This window comes from Micromonospora matsumotoense, assembly GCF_900091525.1.
Lineage (GTDB): Bacteria > Actinomycetota > Actinomycetes > Mycobacteriales > Micromonosporaceae > Micromonospora > Micromonospora matsumotoensis.
This window is the reverse complement of sequence record NZ_FMCU01000002.1, coordinates 1-21534: the sequence shown is the minus strand read 5'-3', so window position 1 is coordinate 21534 and position 21534 is coordinate 1. Positions and strand designations below refer to the sequence as shown.

Below are 21534 nucleotides of genomic sequence, written 5' to 3'. Positions count from 1 at the left end.
CAGCTCTCAGGCGATGAGCCCGACCTGCCGTCCGGCCCGGGTGAAGACGGCGACGGCATGGTCGAGGTCGTCGGCGCAGTGGCTGAGGTTGACGATGGTGCGCAGCCGGGGCAGCGCCTTGGGGACGGTGGGATAGACGATGGGTTGGACGAAGATGCCGTCGGCCTGGCAGAGCCGGGCCATCTCCTGGGCCTGCCCGGCGCTGGCGCAGATGATCGGCACCACCGGCGTCTCGCTGGCCAGGGTGTCGAAGCCGAGGCCGCGCAGCGTCGCCCGGTACCGGTCGGTGAGCGCCCGCAGTTCCCCGGTGAGCTGCGGGGCCGCCTCCATCACCTCCACCGCGGCCCGCGCGGCGGCCACCTGCATCGGGGTGCCGGCGGCGGAGAACATCCAGCCCCGGGCGTTGTTCTTCAGGGCGAAGACCAGGTCGCTGGAGCCGGCCACGTAGCCGCCGGTGCTGGGCACCGTCTTGGACAGCGTGCCCATCTTGACCGCGACCCGGGCCGGATCGATGCCGAAGTGTTCGGTGATGCCTCGGCCGGTGGCACCCAGCACGCCGAGACTGTGCGCCTCGTCGACCATCAGCGGCGCGTCGTAGCGCTCGCACAGTGCCAGGATGCCGGGCAGGTCGGCGATGTCGCCGTCCATGCTGAAGACCGCGTCGGTGACCACCAGCTTCCCGGCGTCGCCCGCCCGGCGCAGGGCGCGTTCCAGGTCGGTCAGGTCGTTGTGCGCGTAGGTGATCACGGTCGCGCCGGACAACCGGTAGCCGTCCAGGATGCTCGCGTGGTTGTAGACGTCGCCGATCACCACATCGCCCGGCCCGACCAGCGCGCCGATCGTCGCCACGTTGGCCATGTAGCCGCTGGTGTAGACGATGGCGTCCTCGGCCCCGAGGAACCGGGCGATGCCCAACTCCAGTTCGCGGTGCAGGTGCAGGGTGCCGGCGAGCAACCGCACGCCGTGCGCGCCGGTGCCGTGCCGCTCCAGGGCCCGCTGCGCTTGGTGGTTGATGTAGTCGTGGCCGATCAGCCCGAGATAGCTGTACGACGCGAAGTTCAGGAACCAGCGGCCGTCGAACTTGATCCAGGCGCCCTTGGAGTCCTCGATGACGGGCTCGTAGAAGTAGTCGTCCTGGGCGATGACCACCCGGTCGTCCACCGACAGCGCGTCGATGCGCCGGTCGAGGAAGGAGCCGCCCGGGTGGTCGCCGAGCCGGCCGGGCAGGGTGCGGCGGGGCACCGACGCGCCGGCCGGGACGGCGACGCCGGGCGGCCCGGCGGCCCGCTCCCGGCCGATCGGCGGGCCCACCGTCGGCCGGTGCCCGTTCGCCGCCGGGCCCACCGTCGGCCGTGGTCCGTTCGCCGCCGGGCGCCCCGCCGCCCGGCCGGCTTCCGCCCGGTGGTCAGGTCGGGGTGGGGGTCGGTCGGCGGCACCGTCGACGTCGCGGTAGCGGTCCCAGTCCGGCACGAAGCGCGGCGTCGCCGACGCGGCCACCGGGTCCGGCAGCGCACCGGCCGGCCGGGCGGCGGCCGGCCCGGCAGGAGAGCCGGCCGGTACGGCGGCGGACCCGGACCGCCCGGCACCCGGCACCGCCGGTACGGCGAAGGACGGCGCGGTCGGTGTGACGGCGGACGGGATCGGGATGTCCGGGGTGGGTGTGTGGCGGGGCAGCCCTTCCAGGTGCCGCACCAGCGCGCCGACGTCGGGGTGGTCGAACATGGCCACCGGATCGACGTCCAGCCCCGCGCCGGCCAGCGCGGCCGAGACCTCGACCGCCATCATCGAGTCCAGCCCCAACTCCAGCAGGTTGTCGTCGGGCGACACCCGGTCGACGTGCAGGGTCCGCTTCAGGATCGCCGACAGCACCGGCCACAGCCGGGTCTCGACAGGGGTCACAGGGGTCATCTGGTCGTCCTCCGGTTCGTCGACTGCGGACACGACGTAGTTCGCGGGAGCCAGTTCGAGGGTGTGCCGCAGCAGCGCGATGCCGTCGGCGACGGTCAGTGCCGGGATGCCCCGTGCCGCCGCGGCGTCGGCGATCCCCGCCCCCATGCCGACGCGCCACAGGCCCCAGCCGAGGCTGTACCACGCCTCCCCACCCGCCCGGCGGCGCGCGGCGTAGCCGTCGAGGTAGGCGTTGGCGGTCGCGTACGAACTCTGGCCGAGGTTGCCGTGGGTCGCCGAGACGGAGGAGAACAGGACGACGAACCCGGGCCGCGCGTCGGCGGGGAACGCCTCGTCGAGCGCATGCACCCCACCGATCTTCGGCCCGAACACCTCGTCGATCCGTTCCGCCGACAGGCTGCGCGCCAACCCGTCGCGGAGCACACCGGCGGCGTGGAAGACCCCGTCGAAGGGCTCCGCGCCCCGCAGCACGTCCGGCAGCGTACGGACGTCGGCGGCGACGACCCGCAGGTCGCAGGTGGCGGCGAGCCGGTCCAGCCGGTCCCGGGTCGGCCCCTCGGTCGGTGCCGTGCGGCCGACCAGGGTGAGGTGGGCACCGCCCGCACCGGCCAGGAACTCCGCCACGTGCAGGCCGATGCCGCCCAGGCCGCCGGTGACGAGGAACCGGCCACCGGCCACCGGCCGGGCCGACCGCCCGGGTACGACCGGCACCGCCGGGTGGGTGGGGGCGTACCAGGAGCCGTCCCGCCAGGCGAGTTCCGCCTCACCGAGCCGTACCTCGTCGAGGGTCGGCGGCTCGGCGCCGCCACCCAGGCCGATGTCGACGAGGCGGACCCGGGCCTGCGGGTGCTCGATCCGCAGGGTACGCGCCAGGCCCCACAGCGCGGCCTGCCCCGGCTCGATCGACTCGTCCCCACTGACCTGCTGGGCGGCGCTGGTGACGATGGTGAGGGCCGGCATCGGTGGCTGCGCCGCGAGCCGCCGGACCAGGGTGAAGACGCCGTGCAGCAGCGCGACGGCCTCGGTCCGGTCCCGCACGGCGCGGGGTGCCACGTACACCACCTCGGCGGGCGGCGTCCCGGCGCGCGTCCGGTCGAGGTGGGCGTCGTGCAGGTCGGCCGGGGTGAGCAGGACCGGTCCACCCTCGTACGACTCGACACCGGCCTCCCCCGACACCACCCAGGTGCGGCCCGGGTCGGTGGCCGGCTCCGGGGTGGGAACGACCGGCCGCCAGGCGACGGTGGTCACCGACCCGGCGGGCACCGGGCCGGCGGGCACCGGGCCGGCGGGCACCGGGCCGGCGGGCACCGGGCCGGCGGCCGGCTGATCGGCGGGACACGGGCCGGTGGGCGTCGGATCGGCGGAACGCGTCCCGGCGGGCGTCGGATCGGCGGGGTGGGTGGTGGGTTGGCGGGACGGGGGCCGCTTGTGGGAGGCGGTGGTCGGGCCGGCCGCCTTGAGGACGATCCGGTCCAGCTCCACCAGCACCTCGCCCTGCTGGTTGCAGACCGTGGCCCGCCCGCGCACCGCGCCGCCGGCCCCGCCCGGCGGGTCGGTGCGCTCGACCAGGGCCAGGACGGTGCCGGTGACCGGGCGGCGGGCGGTGATCCGCCCGACGTACCAGGGCAGGCAGGCCCCGGCGGTGCCGTCGTCGAGCATCCCGAGGCACTGGAACACGCTGTCCAGCAGCGGTGGCGGGACGAAGTGCCGCTCGGTCAGCCCACCGGAGGCGCGGAGCACGGCCAGCATCCGGTCGGGCCCCCGGTGCGCGGCGCGGATCGCCTGGAACGTCGGGCCATACGCGATACCGCTGTCCCGCCGCCACTCGGCGACGGTGGAGAGCGGTACCTCGTCGACGCAGCCGGCGCGCAGCCCCGCCACGTCCCGGTAGCTCGGCGGCGTCAACGCGCTGCGGGTGGCCCGGGCCCGGCTGTGCAGGACCGGGCCGGACCCGTCCGGCTGCCACGAAGCGAGCGTGCACTCCCCCGCCGGGGTGAGTACGGTCTCGATCTCGACCGAACCGCCGGGCGCGACCGGCAGCGGCGCGAGGAACGCCACCTGGTCGAGCCGCCAACTGCCGCCCTCGTGGGCCGCCGCGCAGGCGGTGAGCATCGCGTCGAGCTGCGCCGCCGCGGGCAGGACCGGTGTGCCGCCGATCCGGTGGTCGCGCAGCACCGGGTGGTCGGCGGCGAGCGGCGTACGGGGGGCGCTCACAGCCGGAGGTCGAATCTGTCAGTGGCCAGCACCTGGCCGTTGACCTGGATGTCGACGAGGTGCTCCCCGGCGTAGTAGCGCCGGGTGGAGACCTCCCGGACCGGGTGCGACTTCTCCACCGTCCGGCGTTCGCCGGGGGCGAGGTCCAGCGTGGTCAGCTTGAAGACCTTGGGGATGCGCTGGCCGTTCTTGCGGACGTGGTGCACGACGTAGTCCACGGTGACGGTGTGCCGGCGGCTGTCGGTGTTCTCGACGTCGAGGCGGATCATGGTCGACTCACCGAGCGCCAGGGTGCGCGGGTGGAGCCCCATCGAGGGCACCCGGAGGTGCTCGCCGCCGGTGACGCCCACGATCGCCAGCGCCTCCTGGTTGCCCTTCTTGACCAGCGTGCGCAACGCGTGCCGGACGATCCAGGTGGTCTCCGGGGTCGGGCTCTCCTGCGACCAGCGCAACGCGGTGGCCAACGCGAGGTCGGGTGAGTCCTTGGAGATGTCGTTGAGGTTGTTCGCCACCGACTTGCGCACGTACTCGGAGGGGTCGCTGCGCAGCGGTTCGAGGATGTCCAAGACGGGCTGCGGGTCCCGCACGAAGACGGTGAGCGTACGCGCCCAGGGAAGCCGGGGACGCACCCCCTCGCTCGCCATTCTCCGGACGTTGTGGCTGGGGTCGCGGGCCCAGTCGACCATCCGGGTCATCGTCAACTCGTGGTGCTGCTCGATGAAGGGGCGGATGGCGTACTCGGCGGTGTGCCGCTTGGTGATCTCGACCAGCGCGTCGAGGGACACCTCCGGGTGGTCCAGGCCGTACTCCTCGACGAACCGGGCCACCGGCATGAGGTACCAGCTCACGTTGAACATCCCCTCACCCTCGGCGAGTTCGTCGCCGAGAATGGCCAGGAGGATCTTCACGCTCTCGGGGTAGTCCTCGGGGAGCCGGCTGCGCAGCCCCTCCGCCAGGACGAGGACGCGGTCCTTCAACTCCTTTCCGGGAATACGTCGCTCCACCTCGGCGGCGTACTCCTCGACGTCGAAGTCCGGGTGGACCTCGCGGATCTTCCCACCGATGAGGCGGGCGGCGTCACCATTGAAGTGACGCTTGAGTCCATATTCCGTAGTCATGACATCCGGTCCTTGTCGACGTAGTTCTCCCGGTCGGGCGGATAGAGGTGGATCTTACGTTTGCCCGGCTCCTGCCTCAGGGAAGGCGGCCGGGCGGAGGGGGCATTCGCCACCTCGTCCACTCCACCGTGGACCCAGAATCTCTGCCGTTGGAATGGGTAGCTAGGGATGGTGGTGGTCCGGTGTCCCTTCCCGCGATGCACCCCGGCCCAGTCGATATCACCCAGACCCTGGCTGTAGAACGACGCCACCGCCGCATGCAACTGCGCCTGATCCTCATGCTCCCGACGCAACGTCGACAACCACGTCACATCAGTGCCCGTAAGCGTCGCTCGACCCAACCCCGTCAACACGGGATGCGCGCCGATATCCCAGAACACCCTTCCCCCCGCCGCATAGGCCGCTTCCACCGCCTGAGCGAAAAGCACCGGCCGGCGAATCCCCGACCCCCACAACCGGCCGTCGGCCACCGACCCGGCGTCATGCCAACCACCCGTCACCGTCGAGGCGAACCCGACCCGCGGCGGAGACACCACCGCCTGTCCGAACGCCTGGGCGAACGGGTCCACCGCCCCGGCCATCGCCGCCGAGTGGAACGCATGACTCACCGTCAACCGCTGCACCCGCAACCCCGACCCGGCACCGAACGCCTCCACCGCCTCGGCCGGACCAGAAATCGTCACACTCCGCGGCGCATTCCACGCCGCGATCTCCACCCCCGGAAACAACGGCAACAACTCACTCACCGACCCCGCATCAGCGAACACCACCGCCATCGCCCCACCCGACGGCTGCGCCTGCATCAACCCACCCCGCACCACCGCCAACCCATGAATGCGGGAGAGGGCCCGCAGGTTCCGCATCGCGGTGTAGTGCAGGGGGGACATCGCCAGCCGCACCCCGGCGACGATCGCCTGATCGCACTCGCCGCTGCGGATGCTGCGCACGGCGGTGTGCAGAGCCACCAACGACGACGAACACAACGTGTCGATCGTCATGCTCGGCCCCGACAGATCCAGGAAGTAGCTCACCCGGTTCGCGAGGAACGCGTTGTGGTTACCCAGTCCGCTCGGCGCGTCCAACTCCGGGGCGAGGTTGTAGTCCTTGTAGTGCTGATAGCTCGCGCCGACGAAGACACCGGTCGCGGCGGGCGTGGACAGCGGGGCGATCCCGGCGGACTCCAGTGCCTCCCAGGCGGTGCGCAGCAGCCAGCGGACCTGCGGGTCGAGCACCTCGGCCTGCTTGGCGAAGAAGTCGAAGAACCGGGCATCGAACTCGTCGATCGGGCCCAGGAAGCCGCCGATCGCGGCACCGTCGCCGCCCGCCCAGCGGAAGGCGGGCGCGGGGCCGATGCCGCTGCCCCCGCGCGCCAGCAGGGACCAGAAGCCCTCCGGGTCGGTGGCACCGGGCAGCGCACAGGCGATCCCGATGACGGCCAGGTCGCCCCGGTCCCCGCCGTCCGGCCCGGCCGGAGGCTGTTCCCGGACGGCCAGGAGAGCTGGCACCGGCTGGTCGGTGCTGACGGGGGCGTCGTCGACGGCGGGTCCGGGGATGTCGGCCCCGGCCGCCGCCGGGGCGATCTCGGCCGGGAGGTTGGTCGCCGGCATCGTCTGCTCGGGCAGGACGGACGCCACCACGGCGGCCAGTGCGCGGCAGTCCCGCGCCTGCAACACCTCCACCGGGCTCAGCGTCACCCCGAGCCGTTCCTGGAGTTCGGCGGCGACCATGGTGGCGAGCATCGAGTCGATGCCGGTCGCGGCGAGCGCACCGGTCGCGGTGACGTCCGGGTCCCGCAGCACCGTGCGGACCACCTCGACGACGATCTCCTCGACCGCGAAAGCGGTAACCGGCTGCCGCCCGGCCGTGGACGCCGGACCCACCGTCGGGGAGGCGTCCGCCGCCGGCGGGTCCGCGACGGGGGTGTCGGTCGGTGCGGCGACCGGCCGGTAGACCACGTCGGTGAGGGAGACCAGGACCCGGCCGGCGGTGTCCAGCAGCGCGACGTCGGCCCGACGGCTGCCGTCGACGTCCTGACCGGTGAGGCGCAGCCGCACGTGCCGGGTGTCGGCCGGGTCCGCCCAGCGCACCGCCCGGCCGATCGACACCGGCAGGTAGGTCAGCGCGGAGGCGGCCGGATCGGCCAGGGTCAGCACCGCCATGCTCTGCAACGCCGCGTCGAGCGCGGCCACCGTGCGCGTCGCCGGGTCGGCGTCGGCGTGGTCGACCCGGACGAGCACCCCGGTCGTGCCGTACGCGATGTGGCCGATGACCCGCAGTACCGCACCGAAGTCGACCCGCTTCGCGGCGAACCACGCGTACAGGCCGGCCGGCTCGAGCGTGCGGGGGTGCGCGGCGTACTCCCGGTCCACCGGCAGCGGTGCGGGGGGTGGTCCCGCCGGCCGGACCGCGCCCACCGTGAGACGGCCGATGACCTGGCCGCCATAGCGGAACGTCACCGTGCTGCCGGCGGTCGCGTCGGACCGGTCCTCGGTGAGCCGGTGGTGCCCGGTGCCCCGGGCGGTGAAGGCGAGCCGCTCCAGGACGGCGGCGGTGGCGAACCCCCGGGTGACGAGGAGTGCCGCCGGCACGGTCTGCCGGCCGAAGACCCGGTGGGCGTCCAGCAGCCGGTCGAGCCCGGGTTCCCGGTGACCGTCCGCCGGGTCGGGGGCGACTGCCGGGAGCGGCATCGACGGCACGGACGGATCGGCGGCCGGGCGGGCGGGCACCCGGTCGGCGCGGTCCCGGAACGGGTAGGGCGGCAGGGCGAGCCGGCGGAGCCCACCACCGTCGTACAGCGGTCGCCAGTCGACGTCGCGGCCGGCGACGTACCAGCCGGCCAGCGCGGTGAGCAGCCCGCCGTCGGGGGTACGCAGCTCGGCGGCGATCCGCTCGGCGGGCCACGGCAGGTGGCGGGCGAGCCGCTCGGCGAGGTCCGGCCCGACCGGCACCGGGTCACCGGCGAGCACCGTGTCACCGCGCAGCACCGTGTCACCGCGCAGCACCGTGCCCGGCAGCTCGGGCCCGAGGCGCAGCGCCTGGCGCAGGCCCGCGCCGAGGGCCGACCCGGTCGCCCCGAGCACGGCGACCCGGTACGGCAGGTGGACCCGCCCGACCGAGGCGGAGAAGCACAGCGCCCCGACGTCGACCGCGTCGTCCGCCTCGATCAGCCGCCGCACGTCGGCGACCCGCCGGGTCAGCAGCTCGGGGGTGTGCGCCGAGAGGACCAGCAGGTGCTCGCGCGTCGACCCGTCGGCGGGCCGGGCGGCCGGGGCGGGCAGGTACTCCTCGACGACGACGTGGGCGTTCGTGCCGCCCATGCCGAAGGCGCTGATGCCGGCCCGGCGTGGGCCGGTGGCCCGCCACGGCTGCGGCGCGGTCGGGATGGCCAGCCGGCCCGGGGGCAGGGCGATGTGCGCGCCGAGCGTCGCGAAGCCGGCCAGCGGTGGGATCTCACCGTGCTCCAGGCAGAGCAGCACCTTGGCCAGGCCGGCCAGGCCGCTCGCCGGTTCCAGGTGGCCGATGTTGGCCTTGACCGAGCCGAGCTGGCACGGTTCGGGCCGGTCGCCGTCGAAGACCTCGGCCAGGGCGGCGATCTCGATCGGGTCGCCGAGCCGGGTCGCCGTGCCGTGCGTCTCGACCAGGGAGATGTCGGCCGGGGTGAGCGCGGCGTCGGCCAGCGCGGCCCGGATCACCGCGACCTGCGACTCGCTGCGCGGCACCGGCAGGGCGCTGCCCCGGCCGCCGTGGTTGACCGCCGCGCCCCGGATCACCGCATGGATGCGGTCACCGTCGCGTTCGGCGTCGTCGAGTCGCTTGAGCATGACGGCCACCGCGCCCTCGCCGGGCACGAACCCGTCGGCGCGGTCGTCGAACGGCCGGGGCCGGGTCGGTGACAACGCGCCGAGCTGGCTGAGGCTGCGGTAGTACCAGGGCGTCAGCCCGACGTGGCAGGCGGCGACGATGGCCGCGCCGCACTGCCCGGTACGCAGGCTGACCACCGCCTGCTGGAGCGCGACCAGGGACGACGAGCAGAGCGTGTCGATGGTCTGCGAGGGGCCGGTCAGGTCCAGCGCGTAGGAGATGCGGTTGGCCAGGACGGCGTTCATCGAGCCGAGGGCGGTGTGCGGGCCGACGGCCGCCAGGCCGTGCGCGTCGCGGTGGTGGGTGTAGGTGGCCCCGACGAACACACCGACGTCCCGGCGGCCGGCGAGCCCGCTGTCGTCCACCACCGACCAGGCGTGCTCCAGCAGCAGCTTCTGCTGCGGGTCCATCTCCTCGGCCTCCCGGACGGCGATGCCGAAGAACTTCGGGTCGAAGCGGTCGATCCCGGCGACGAACGCGCCGGTCCGGCAGTAGGTGCCCGTCATGTCGGGGCTGCGCTGCTGGTAGTGGTCGTCGATGGGCCAACGGTCGGCCGGGATCTCGGTGAACGCGTCCGTGCCGGCGCGGAGCATCGGCCACAGGTCGGCCAGGTCGCGGCCCCCGGGCAGGTCGCCGGAGACGGCCACCACGGCGATGTCCCCGGCCCGCCGCGTCGCCGGCCCGGTGACGGGTGCCGATTCCGCAGCCGGGGCCGGCACGGTTCCGGTCACCGGGCCGGGTTCGGGGAGCGATGCCGGCTCCGGCACCGTTGTCGACATCGGTTGCGGCATCGGCGACGACACCAGTTCGACCGGGGAGGCGACACCGGCCGGGGAGGGTGCAGCGGCGGCCGGCGGGGACGTCGCGGCGGCCGGTGCCGACTGCGGGGCGGGTGGCCGGGCCCCGTACCGGGTGGCGAGCGCCCCGGCCAGCTCGGCGAAGTCGCCGTACTCGAGGAAGAGGGTGGCCGGGAGGGCGACCGCCCACCGCCGGGACAACTCCTCGGCCAGCTCGACGCTCAGGATCGAGTTGATGCCGTAGTCGGTCAGCGGGGCGGTCCGGTCGAGGTCGCCGAGGCCCAGCCGCTCCGCGAGGAAGTCGGCGAGCCCGTCCTCGGTGCGTCCGGCGTCGGTGTCGCCGGACCCGCGCGGGGACGCACCGGGCCCGGCGGCGGCACCCGGGGCCGGGCCGCCGGCGGCCGGCGGCCCGGGTGCCGGGTGGGCAGGGGCGGGGTAGGCAGGGGCGGGGGCAGCACCGGGTGTCTCCCCCGTGGCGACGGGCCCGACGCCCGACGCGGCGTCGGGGTGGGCGATGACGACCTGCCGGACGTCGTCGCGCAGGACGGTCATCAGCGCGTCGAGCGCCTCGACCGTGCCCAGCGGCCGGACACCGCGCCGCCGGAGCTGGGCAGCGACCGCCGTGCCCATGCCCACCTCGCCCCACAACCCCCAGTCCACACTGGTCCACGGGTTGCCCTGGGCGTGCGCGAACGCGTCGAGGTAGGCATTGGCGGCGGCGTACCCGCCCTGGCCGAGGTTGCCGAAGGTGCCGGAGACCGAGGCGAACAGCACGGCGAAGTCCAGCGTGGTGCCGGTGACGGCGGCGGCCAGCTCGTGCGCCCCGTCGATCTTCGGGCGCAGCACCTCGGCCACGTCCCCGGCGGTGGTGCCGCGCAGCAGGCCGTCCTTCAGCGTGCCAGCGGCGTGCACCACGCCGTGCAGGTCGCCGAAGCGGCGGCGGATCTCCCGCACCACCTCGGCCAGCGCGCCGGGGGCGCCGACGTCCGCGGCGAACGAGACCACCCGGCAGCCGTACGCCTCGATACCGGCCAGGTCGGCCCGGTCGATACCGGTGCCGCCGGAGCGGCTGACCAGCGCGACCAGGCCGGCGCCGTCGGCGGCGAAGCGGCGCGCCACCGCCAGGCCCAGCCCACCGTGGCCGCCGAGGATCAGGTAACGGCCGGCCGGCCGGACCGACGGCCGACCACCGTCGGCCGCGCCCAGGGGCACCCGGACCGGCAGATGCCGTACCCCGGCGCGGTAGCCGACCTCCACCGGTCCCCCGTCGCCCAGCTCGGCCGGCAGGGCGGCGGCCGAGGCGGGGTCGAGGTCGACGAGGCGGGGCCGCAGCCCCGGGTACTCGATGGCGGCGGTGCGGACGAGCCCCCACAGCGCGGCCCGGGCCGGCTCCGGGGTGTCGCCGCCGGCCACCGGTTGGCCGAGTTCCGTGCCGACCAGGAAGTGCCCGGAGCGCTGCCGCTGGCCGAGGGTCTTCAGGGCGGCGAGGCAGGAGTAGAGGCCGAGGCGCAGTTCGGTGGGTTCCGGTCGGGCCGGGCCGGTGTTCCACAGGTGCACCACTCCGGCGACCGGCTCCGCCAGATCCGCCCAGAGCTGCTGGAACGTCGACTCGTCGGGCTCCGGGATGACCCGCTGGTCGGCCCCGAGGCCCGACGCCGGTGGCTCGGGCAGCACCTCGACGACCCGGGCCCCGTCGGCGCGCAGTGCCCGCACGGTGGCCGTTCCCGGGCCGTCCCGCTCGCCGTGGTGCAGGACCACCCAGGTGCCGGCCGCCGACCCCCCGGGGGCGGGGGCGGCGGCGGGGGCCCAGTCGATCCGGGTGAGCAGCCGCCCGGTCGCCGGCGCGGGACGTGCGGCCGGCAGCCGGCGCATCCGTACCCCGGTGAGTTCGGCGACGACCCGGCCGGCGTCGTCCACCAGGATGGCGTCCGCGACGGACCAGGCGTCCTGCACGGCGGTACGGCGTACCCGGACGGTCACCCCGGCGCTGAGCGGGGACAACTCGGCGTGCAGGGCGAGACGGGCCACCCCGATCGGCAGCATCGGCCCCGGCGGGTCACCCCCGGCGAGGTCCTGGAGGGCGCAGCTGACCACCTGGAACACGCCGTCGACCAGCAGCGGGTGGGAGTACCACGGCAGCGGCTGGACCACCGTCTCCAGGGTCGCCTCGGCGGTGCCCGCGCCGACGGCGAGCCGGCGTACGGTCCGGAAGTCCGGCCCGTAGACCAGGCCGGCGGCCGACCAGCCGTCATAGACGCGCTCCGGCGGGACCGGCACCGGACAGCTCACCGCCCAGGCGGCCGGCGGGTGGGTGCCCGGCGGGATCGGGCCGCCCGACCCGGTGGATACCGTCCTGCGGCCCTCGGGGGTCACCGCACCCAACTCGAACCGGGTCCGCTCCCCCAGGGTCACGTCCAGGCGGCCGGTGACCTGCTCGCCGTCGGCGACCGTGAACGGCCGGACGAAGGCGACGTCGACGAGTTCGAGCGGGCGGAACGCCCGGCGCTGCGCGACCCCCAGCAGGGCCATCTCCAGTTGCACGGCGGCGGGCAGGATGCCGAGACCACCGGAGCGGTGCTGGGCGATGAACGGCTCGTGTGCGGCGAAGGTCTTCTCGTAGGTCTCAACCCGGTACGTCACGTTCCCTCGCTCAGTGCTCGTAGTGACGGTCGAACAACGGGTGGCCGACTGCCTCATCACCTGCTGCGGGTACGGAAACCTCCGGCTCCGGTCGACGCCGCACGGCGGCGGACCCGGGGACCCGGGGCGCGCTCAGCTCCCGGCGCTCGAAGGGGTAGGTGGGGATGGTGGTGGTGCGGTGTCCCTTCCCGTGGTGCACCCCGGCCCAGTCGAGGTCGCCGTGGCCGTGGTTGTAGAACGACGTGATGGCCGTGTGGAGCTGGGTCTGGTCGTCGTGGTCCCGGCGTAGCGTCGGTAGCCAGGTCAGATCGGTGTCGGTGAGGGTCGCCCGGGCCAGACCGGTCAACACGGGATGCGCGCCGATCTCCCAGAAGACTCGTCCGCCGGCGGTGTGCACCGCCTCGATCGCCTGGGTGAAGCGGACCGGCCGGCGAATCCCCGACCCCCACAACCGGCCGTCGGCCACCGACCCGGCGTCATGCCAACCACCCGTCACCGTCGAGGCGAACCCGACCCGCGGCGGAGACACCACCGCCTGCCCGAACGCCTGGGCGAACGGGTCCACCGCCCCGGCCATCGCCGCCGAGTGGAACGCATGACTCACCGTCAACCGCTGCATCCGCAACCCCGACCCGGCACCGAACGCCTCCACCGCCTCGGCCGGGCCGGAGATCGTCACGCTGCGCGGGGCGTTGCACGCCGCGATCTCCACCCCCGGGAAGGACGGCAACACCGCCTCCACCGATCCGGCGTCGGCGAACACCACCGCCATCGCCCCACCCGACGGCTGCGCCTGCATCAACCCACCCCGCACCACCGCCAACCGCAACACCTCCGGCAACGCGAGCACCCCCGCCGCCCACGCCGCGGTCAATTCGCCCACGCTGTGACCCACCACCAGACCCGGGCGCACCCCCCACGACTCCAACAACCGCACCAACCCCACCTGCACCGACACGATCCCCACCTGCGCAAACCGCGTCTGCACCAACTCACCACCCCGACCCCCCAACACCACCTCCCGCAACGGCACATCCCCACCCGACGCCACCAGTTCCGCGCACTCATCGAACGCCGCCCGGAACACCGGCTCAGTCGCGTACAAACCAGCACCCATCCCCGGATACTGCGAACCCTGACCCGAAAACAGGAACACCGACACCGGCGGCTCATTCGACAACCGACCCACCGGCCGATCCCCACCCGCCACCGCACTCAGACCATTGACCAACCCCGACCCGTCAGCACCCTGCACCGCCACCCGAAAACGATGCGACGCCCGACCCACATTCGCCGTGAACCCCACATCACCCACCACAGACGAATCCACACCCGACAACATGCGCGCATACCCGCCCGCCAACCGACGCACCCCGTCCTCACTGGCCGCGGACACCTTCACCAGATGCGACTGCTGCGGCAGGGGTTCCCGGACGGCCGGCGCCGGTGCCTCCTCCACGATGACGTGCGCGTTCACCCCACCCATCCCGAACGCCGACACCGCCGCCCGACGCGGCGCACCCTCGACCCGGGGCCACGACACCGGCTGATCCGCGACGAAGAACGGCGTGTCCTCAAACCGGATGTGGTCATTCGGCCGCACCACATGCAACGTCGGAGGCACCACCCCGTGCTCCAACGACAACAACACCTTCACCAACCCCGCCAGGCCCGCCGCCGGCTCCAAATGACCGATGTTCGACTTCAACGAACCGATCGCACAGAACTGCGTCCGCGACGTGAAACCCCGCCACGCCCGCGTCAAACCCTCCACCTCAATCGGATCACCCAACGACGTTCCCGTCCCATGCGCCTCCACCATCCCGATCCGATCCACACCCACCCCCGCATCCCGCAACGCCGCCACAATCACCTCCCGCTGGCCGGCGGGGCTCGGGGCGGAGTAGCGGGTGGTCCGGCCGCCGTGGTTCACCGCCACCCCCTTGATCAGGCCCCGGATACGGTCGGCGTCGCGTTCGGCGTCCGCGCGGCGGCGGAGCACGATCGCCACCGCTCCCTCGCCGGGCACGAACCCGTCGGCCTCGACGTCGAAGGCCCGGCAACGGAAGCTGGGGGATAGTGCGCGCAGGTCCCGCATGGAGTCGAAGTACTCCGGGCTGATCGCGGCGTGCACGCCACCGATGACGGCGGTGTCGATGTCGCCGGCCCGCAGGTGCTGTACGGCGGTGTGCAACGCCACCAGCGACGACGAACAGAGCGTGTTCACCACGACGCTCGGGCCGTGCCAGTCCATCAGGTACGACAGCCGGTTCGGGATCATCGCCTCCAGGCCCAGCCCGCGCCCGTCGGCCACCCCGTGTCGGGACCGCTCCTCGTGATAGTGGTCGTGGCTGTAGGCGATCCACAGGCCGATCCGGTTGTCCGGGCTCCCCTGCCCGGTCCGGCCGGCGTCCTCCAGGGCCTGCCAGATGGTCTCGTACACGATGCGGGCCTGGGGGTCGATCAGCGGTGCCTCCCGGGCGGAGATCCGGAACGGCACGGGGTCGAACTCGTCGACCCGGTCCAGGAACGACGCCTGCGGCACCGGGCCTTCCAGTTGCTGCCACCGGCCCTCGGGCAGGGCGCCGACGGTGTCGCGCCCGTCGGTGAGCAGCGTCCAGAACGCGTCGAGGTCGCCTGCCGTGGGCACCCGGATCGCGGCACCCACGACGGCGATGTCGCGCCCGGGGTCCGTCCCGTCGACCCCGGACACCCCCGCCGCGCCGGCAACGGGCGACGCGGCGACGGCCGACATCGAGGCGGCCGGGGGCCGAGTGGGAACGCTGCCGGTCGGCAGCGGGACGGGCACGGACCTGTCCGGCAGCGGGACGGGCACGGAACGGTCCGGCAGCGGGACGGGCACGGAACGGTCCGGCAGCGGGACGGGCACGGAACGGTCCGGCGGCGCGGCGGAGGCGGTACCGGCCCGCGCCGCCCCGGGGGCGGCCGGCGGCGGGATGGGGACGGTGCCGACCGGTGGGGTGCGGGTGGTGTCAGCTGGCGGTGGGGCGACGGCGTCCGGCGCGACCGGGGCCGGCGACGCGGTCAGCGCGGCCACGAACTCGGGTGCCTCGTCGACGAGGTGCTGGGCGAAGCTGCGGGGGGTCGGGTACTCGAAGAAGACGGTCGGATACAGCGACAGCCCGTGTTCCCGGGACAGTCGTTCACTGAGACCGACCAGGCCGACGGAGTCGAAGCCGGCGGAGAGGAACTCGACATCGACGTGCTCGGCGTCCGTACCGGCCAGGGCCAGGAACCAGGCGAGCGCCCGGGCGAACGGCGTCGTCGGGACGGGGCCGCTGGCCGGCAGGTCAGCGCCGGAGGTGCCGCCGGCCGGCGGCACCTCCGGCGCTGGCCCGGCCGGCTCCGCTGCGGGCCGGCGCGCCTCCACAGGCACGGGCGCGTCCCCACGCACCGGCGCCGCGCTCACCGCAGCGGCCGGCACGGCAGGGCCCACCGGGACGGCAGCAGCGGCGGTGACCGGCGCGACGGCCGACCCGGCCGCCGGTCGCCGCGCGGTGTCGGCCGGCGGCGGGTCGCTGAACGCGAGGACGGGCACCCGCTTGGAGGAGATGTCCCCGAAGGTCAGCAGGGGTACGCCTGCGGCGTCGAGGACGACCTGGGTGACCCGGCACGCCTCCTCGTTCCAGAAGGACACCTCGGTACGTACGTAGGCGGCGTCGGCCAGCGCACCGTGCACGCTCACCCGGTCGACGGAGAGCGGGATGAACGCGGTGGCGTGGTCGGTGCCGAAGACGGGGTTGTCCGGGTCGATCGCCGCGATGGTGACGCTGTCCAGCAGCCCCGGGAAGAGCTGGACGTCCGGGGGGTTCAGGATGCGTTGCCGGCCCCCCTCGATCCGGGCGAGGGTGCCCCCGCCGGAGAGGCTGGCGACCCAGGAGATGTTGCGGTAGTACCGGCCGTGCTGGTAGCCGATGCGGCGCAGCCAGCGGTACACGGTGGACCCGGCGTGCACCCGGGCGCAGGTGTCGAGCAGCGCCGCGAGCGGTTGCGGCGCGGGCACCGGATCGGGCTGTGGGGCGTACCGGCCGGTGACGAAGGGGGTGCCGGCGACGTCGGCGACGGTGAACCGCCCCTCGGCATCGACCCGGCACACCACCCGGTGCGCCCCGGTCGGGATGAGCGGGCGGTGGAAGAGCACGTCGTGCACCCCGTGGAACGGCCCGCCGCGCAGCTCGGCGCCCTGGCGCAGGAAGTCGAACCAGGCGACACCGGGGAGCATGATCCGGCGGTACACCGAGTGCTGGGCGATCGGCACCTCGCCCGGCCCGAAGACGCGGGAGAAGGCAAACCCGGCCGGGCCGGCGTCGTCGAGCGTGAGCGGGCCGCCGGGCTCGGCGGAGCGCAGCGGCTCCCGCAGGTCCAGCGCGGGGCCCCGGGCCTGACCGACCGGCAGGAGGCGCTTGCGCCAGGCGACCGGCCCCTGGAACGTGGCCCAGTCGATGTCCACGCCGGCTTCGTAGAGTTCCGCCGCGACGACGGCGAGCACCGCGGCGACCTCCCGCCCGTCGGTGGCGGCGGCGAGGCGCGCACCGAGGTCCACCGCGCCGTCAGCGGGGGCCGGGGCCTCGGTGGTCGCGGCCCCGGCGGCCAGCACCGTGCTGAGCGCCTGTTCCAGGGAGGTACGGCCGTGCGTGAAGTCGGCGATCGGCGACCAGCCGGGCGGCAGGTCGACCGCCTGCTCGGGTACCCCGGTGTCGCGCAGCGCCACGGCCAGCACGACCCCCGCGCAGATCCGCAGCAGTGGGCCGGAGAACGTCGTCACCGGGCTGCCGACCGCGGTCTCGAACCGGCCGACGATCTCCCGTACCGCCGGCACGTCGTGGTGGAGCGCGAGCAGCCAGCGCGGCGGCGCGGACCCGGCCACCGGGCGGACGGCCACCACGGGCGGTCGTCCGGTGGGCTCCCCCAGCGGGACGTCGGCGTGCAGCAGCCGGGCGCGCAGCGCGGCGGCGAGGCGGTCGGCGTCCGGTCCGGCGACCGCGCAGCGTACGGCGCGGGCCGGCCGGCCGAGCCGGGCGGTGGCGAGCACGTCGGCGATCTCGTCGGCTGCCGACGGGAGGAACTCCACCCACTGCGCGACCAGTTCGCGCAGCACGTCCGGGCTGTCGGCGGAGAGGGCCAGCACCTCGGCGGGCCGGCCGGCCCCGGTGCTGGTCGGCGCGGGCCCGGTCGCTGCCTCGGCCACCACGTGCGCGTTGGTGCCGCCGAAGCCGAAGCCGCTCACGCCGGCCCGGCGGATCGGGGCCGCCGGCCAGGGTCGGGGACGCGGCGGCAGGTGCAGCGGGCCGGTGTCCAGCCGGAGTCGCGGGTTGACCGTGGGCACCGGCACCCCGGGGACGATCTCGTCCCGTAGGCAGAGGACGATCTTGGCCAGGCCGGCCAGGCCGGACGCCGAGTGCAGGTGCCCGATCCGCCGTTTCAGCGAGCCGAGCGCGACGCTGCCGGTGGCGACGCCGCGCCGGCCGAACACGTCGGTGAGCGCCCGTACCTCGATCGGGTCGCCGATGGCGGTGCCGGTGCCGTGGGTCTCGACGTACTGCACGGTGGTGGGGTCGATCCGGCCGTACACCCGGTCGAGCAGCGCGATCTGGGCCTCCAGGTTGGGGGTGGTCACCCCCATGGTGCGGCCGTCGTTGTTGACTCCGGTGCCGGCGATCGCGCCGAGGATCAGGTCACCGTCGGCCACCGCCGTGGCCATCGGCTTGAGCACCAGGGCGACGGCCCCCTCGCCGGGGACGTATCCGTTGGCCCGCTCGTCGAAGGTCTGGCACAGCCCGTCCGGGGAGAGCGCGCCGGTGCGGGACAGCAACACGAAGGTCAGCGGGTCGAGCAGCAGGTCCACGCCGCCGACCAGCGCGATCTCGCAACTGCCTGCGGCGAGGCTCTGGCAGGCCAACCAGACCGCCGTCAGCGAGGACGAGCAGGCGGTGTCGACGACCAGGCTGGGGCCGGTGAGGTCGAGGCGGTCGGAGAGCCAGGCCGCGACGAAGTTCTGCGACCGGCCCCACAGGGCCGCCGGGACCGGCCGTCCGGTGCCGTCCGAGCCGGTCGGGGCCAGCCCACGACCGTGGTCGAAGCCGTAGGAGTTCATCCGGGCACCGACGAAGACGCCCGCGTCGAGGCGGCGGCGGACGGACCGGTAGCCGGCGTCCTCCAGCGCCCGCGCACCGACCTCCAGCATCACCCGCTGCTGCGGATCGAGCAGGACGGCGTCACCGGCGGTCAGGCCGAACGCCTCGTGGTCGAAGGAGAACGGGTCCTGGAGGAAGGCACCCCGGTGGTGGGTGCCCTGGTGGTCGCCGTCGCCGAGGTAGTGGTCGCGGGCCCACCGGCTGGGCGGGACCTCGTCGACCTCGACCGAGTCGTGGGTCAGCAGCCAGCGCAGGTCCGCCACATCCTCGGCACCGGGAAGCCGTACGGCCATGCCGATCACCGCGATTCGACTGTCCGTCATGCTCGCGTCGCTCCTTCCGTCAGGCTCGGTGGGCAGGTCAGTGCGACTGCTGGCCATTGGCGAGCAGTGGCCGCAGCAGTGCGCTGAGGCTCGTCGTGGGTGCCGGGTCGTCCGGGCCGGGCGCGGACGACACCGCTCCGGGCGCGCCGGACGACACCGCCACGGGCGTGCCGGGCACCGGGGCGGGTCCGGACGCCGGGTCGGGTGGTCCGGCCGGTCTGCCGGCCCGGTCGGTGAGCCGGGCCGCGAGGTCGGCCATGGTGCGGGACCGCATCACCAGCGAGGGATCGACGGTCGTCCCGCTGAGCCGCTCGATGGCGCTGGTCAGGTCGGCGATGACCAACGAGTCCAGCCCGAGGTCGGGCAGGGGGCAGTCACCGGGGTCCTCGCCGAGCACGTCGACGAAGGCGTCCCGCACCAGCCGGTACGCGACCCCCGGGTCACCGTCCGACGACGGCCCGGCCGCCCCGTTGCCGCCGCCGGTGGGCGAAGCCGGGGCACGCCCGGGGTCCGCCGTCGGTGCGGGCGGGTGATCCGCCTCCGGCGGTGGCGCGGAGACGGTGGTCGGCTGCGGTACGGCGCTGCCGGGGAACACCACGGCACCCCCGGTGAGCAGGTACGCGTCGAAGCCGGCCAACGCCTGGTCGAGGGTGATCGAGTGCCCGGCGGAGTAGGACTCGTCCGCCGCCATGCCGATGCCGGACCAGTTCGGCCAGGCGTGTGCGGTCACCGTCGGTCCGTCGTCGCCGGTCTGCTCGGCCAGCGCCAACTGGTACGCGTTGGCCAGGGCGTAGTCCACCAGGCCACGGCCGGCGTCGGGCAGGGTGCCGGCGATCGAGGAGACCAGGGCGACGTGGTCGGCGCCCTCGGTGCGGGCGAGCCGGATCACGTTGCGGGAGCCGGCGACCTTCGGGGCGGTCACCCGGGCCGCCTCCGACCACTGCCGACGACGCAGCGACCCGAACTGGTTGACCCCGCCGGAACAGTGCACGATCCCGCGCAGCCGGCCCCACCGGCGGGCGAAGGACGCGGCGGCGGCGGTCAACGCGGCCTGGTCCGCGACGTCGCACCGGTGGTAGTCCACCTCGGCAGCGGGGTGCAGCCCGCGGAGGAAGCCCTCGGCGGCCCCGTCGACCGGTGACCGGCCGACGATGCCGATGCGCCGGGCACCGCGCGTCACCAGGTGCGTGACCAGTCGCCGGCCGACCGCGCCGAGGCCGCCGGTGACCAGGTGGTACCCGTCCCCGGTCAGGTCGGCCGGTGGCCCCGGCAGGGCCGGCAACGGGGTCGGCACGTACCGGACGCCCCGGCGGTAGGCCACGACGGTGTCCGCGCCGGGGCGCAGCGCGGCGAACTCGGCGGCGATCTGCCAGGCGCGGGTCTCGACCGGATCGGCCGGGTCGAGGTCGAGCACGGCGACGGTGAACCGGTTCTCGGCGGCGGCGGCGCGGACCGCGAACGCCCGCGCGGCGGCCTCGGCGTCGAGCAGCGCGCGGTCCGCCTCGTCGACAGTGGCCGACCGGTGTTCGACCCAGACCACCCTGCCCTGCGGCGGGATGGTCGCGGCGTACGAGCGGAGCTGCTCCCAGAACCCGCGCAGGTCCGGCGCGGCGTCGGCGGGCCCGGTGGCGGTGTCGACCACCACCAGTGCCCGGGTGGTCGCCCCGTCGGGGGCCAGGTCGGCACCCTGGGCGGCGAGCGCGGCGCAGACCGCTCCACCGATGGCCCGGTCCGTCACGACCACCCGCACGGTGACCCCGTACGCCGATGCGCCTTGCAGCGGGTCGGCGGGCCGCCACCGGGTGCGCAGCGCTTGCGGTGCGGGCGTCGACCCCGGGTCGCCGGGGCGGCCGTCGGCGGCCCCGGGGTCCACTGGCGGGATGCTCTCCGGGGGCAGGTGCACGGTGGTGACCGGGGCCGGCACGGTCACCGTCGCGGTGGGGCGGGTGTGCCAGTAGCGGCCCCGGTCGAACGGGTAGGTGGGGAGCGCGACGATCCGTGCGCCCGGTGCGGACAGGGCCGCCCAGTCGATGTCGGCGTGGCCCTGCCGGACCTGGTCCACCACCACCGCGTGCCGCTGCGCCGGGTCGGCGGGGAGCGGCTCGGCGGGGCGGTGGCAGTCGACGCGGGCGACCGGGACCCGGCCGTCGGCGACCGCCCGGAGCTGCTCGGCGAGTGCCTGCCCGGTGGGGCCGCTCACGGCGGTCTGGTGGTCGAGCGAGGAGCGGCCCACGTTGGCGGTGTGGCAGAGGTCGGCGGTGGCCCGGTCGTCGGGGGCGGCCGCGAAGGAGTCGGCGTACGCGGCGGCGAGGCGGCGTACCGCGTCCTCGGTGGCGGCGGAGACCTTGACCACGTACGACTGCTGCGGCAGGGGTTCCCGGGCCGCCGGGGCCGGTGCCTCCTCGACGATGACGTGGGCGTTGACCCCGCCCATCCCGAACGCCGACACCGCCGCCCGACGCGGCGCACCCTCGACCCGGGGCCACGACACCAGCTGATCCGCCACGAAGAACGGCGT

Annotated in this window: 5 protein-coding genes; all 5 read right to left on the bottom strand. The window is 74.6% G+C overall.

What is annotated here, in order from left to right:
• Window positions 1-6 precede the first annotated feature (6 nt).
• Window positions 7-4122, bottom strand: a complete 4116-nt coding sequence (locus GA0070216_RS03815) for a bifunctional SDR family oxidoreductase/pyridoxal phosphate-dependent aminotransferase family protein (RefSeq protein WP_091239042.1) — start codon at window positions 4120-4122, stop codon at window positions 7-9.
• Window positions 4119-5240 carry a DNA alkylation repair protein gene (locus GA0070216_RS03810; protein ID WP_091239038.1) on the bottom strand — a complete coding sequence of 374 codons (1122 nt, stop codon included), beginning with the start codon at window positions 5238-5240 and terminating at the stop codon, window positions 4119-4121. Before GA0070216_RS03810 ends, GA0070216_RS03815 begins: the two co-directional genes overlap by 4 nt.
• Window positions 5237-12538, bottom strand: a complete 7302-nt coding sequence (locus tag GA0070216_RS34970) for a type I polyketide synthase (protein WP_218108127.1) — start codon at window positions 12536-12538, stop codon at window positions 5237-5239. The genes GA0070216_RS03810 and GA0070216_RS34970 overlap by 4 nt, the downstream gene beginning before the upstream one ends.
• A gap of 10 nt (window positions 12539-12548) precedes the next feature.
• Window positions 12549-19016 carry a type I polyketide synthase gene (locus GA0070216_RS34965; protein WP_218108126.1) on the bottom strand — a complete coding sequence of 2156 codons (6468 nt, stop codon included), beginning with the start codon at window positions 19014-19016 and terminating at the stop codon, window positions 12549-12551.
• Window positions 19017-19053: 37 nt separating this feature from the next.
• On the bottom strand, window positions 19054-21534 hold a 2481-nt coding region (locus tag GA0070216_RS03785; RefSeq protein ID WP_141723004.1), incomplete at its 5' end, for a beta-ketoacyl reductase.

What these genes read in the sequence shown, in the direction of transcription:
- GA0070216_RS03810 (WP_091239038.1), bottom strand. Translation starts at nt 5,240, where the DNA reads ATGACTACGGAATATGGACTCAAGCGTCACTTCAATGGTGACGCCGCC.
- GA0070216_RS34965 (WP_218108126.1), bottom strand. Translation starts at nt 19,016, where the DNA reads ATGACGGACAGTCGAATCGCGGTGATCGGCATGGCCGTACGGCTTCCC.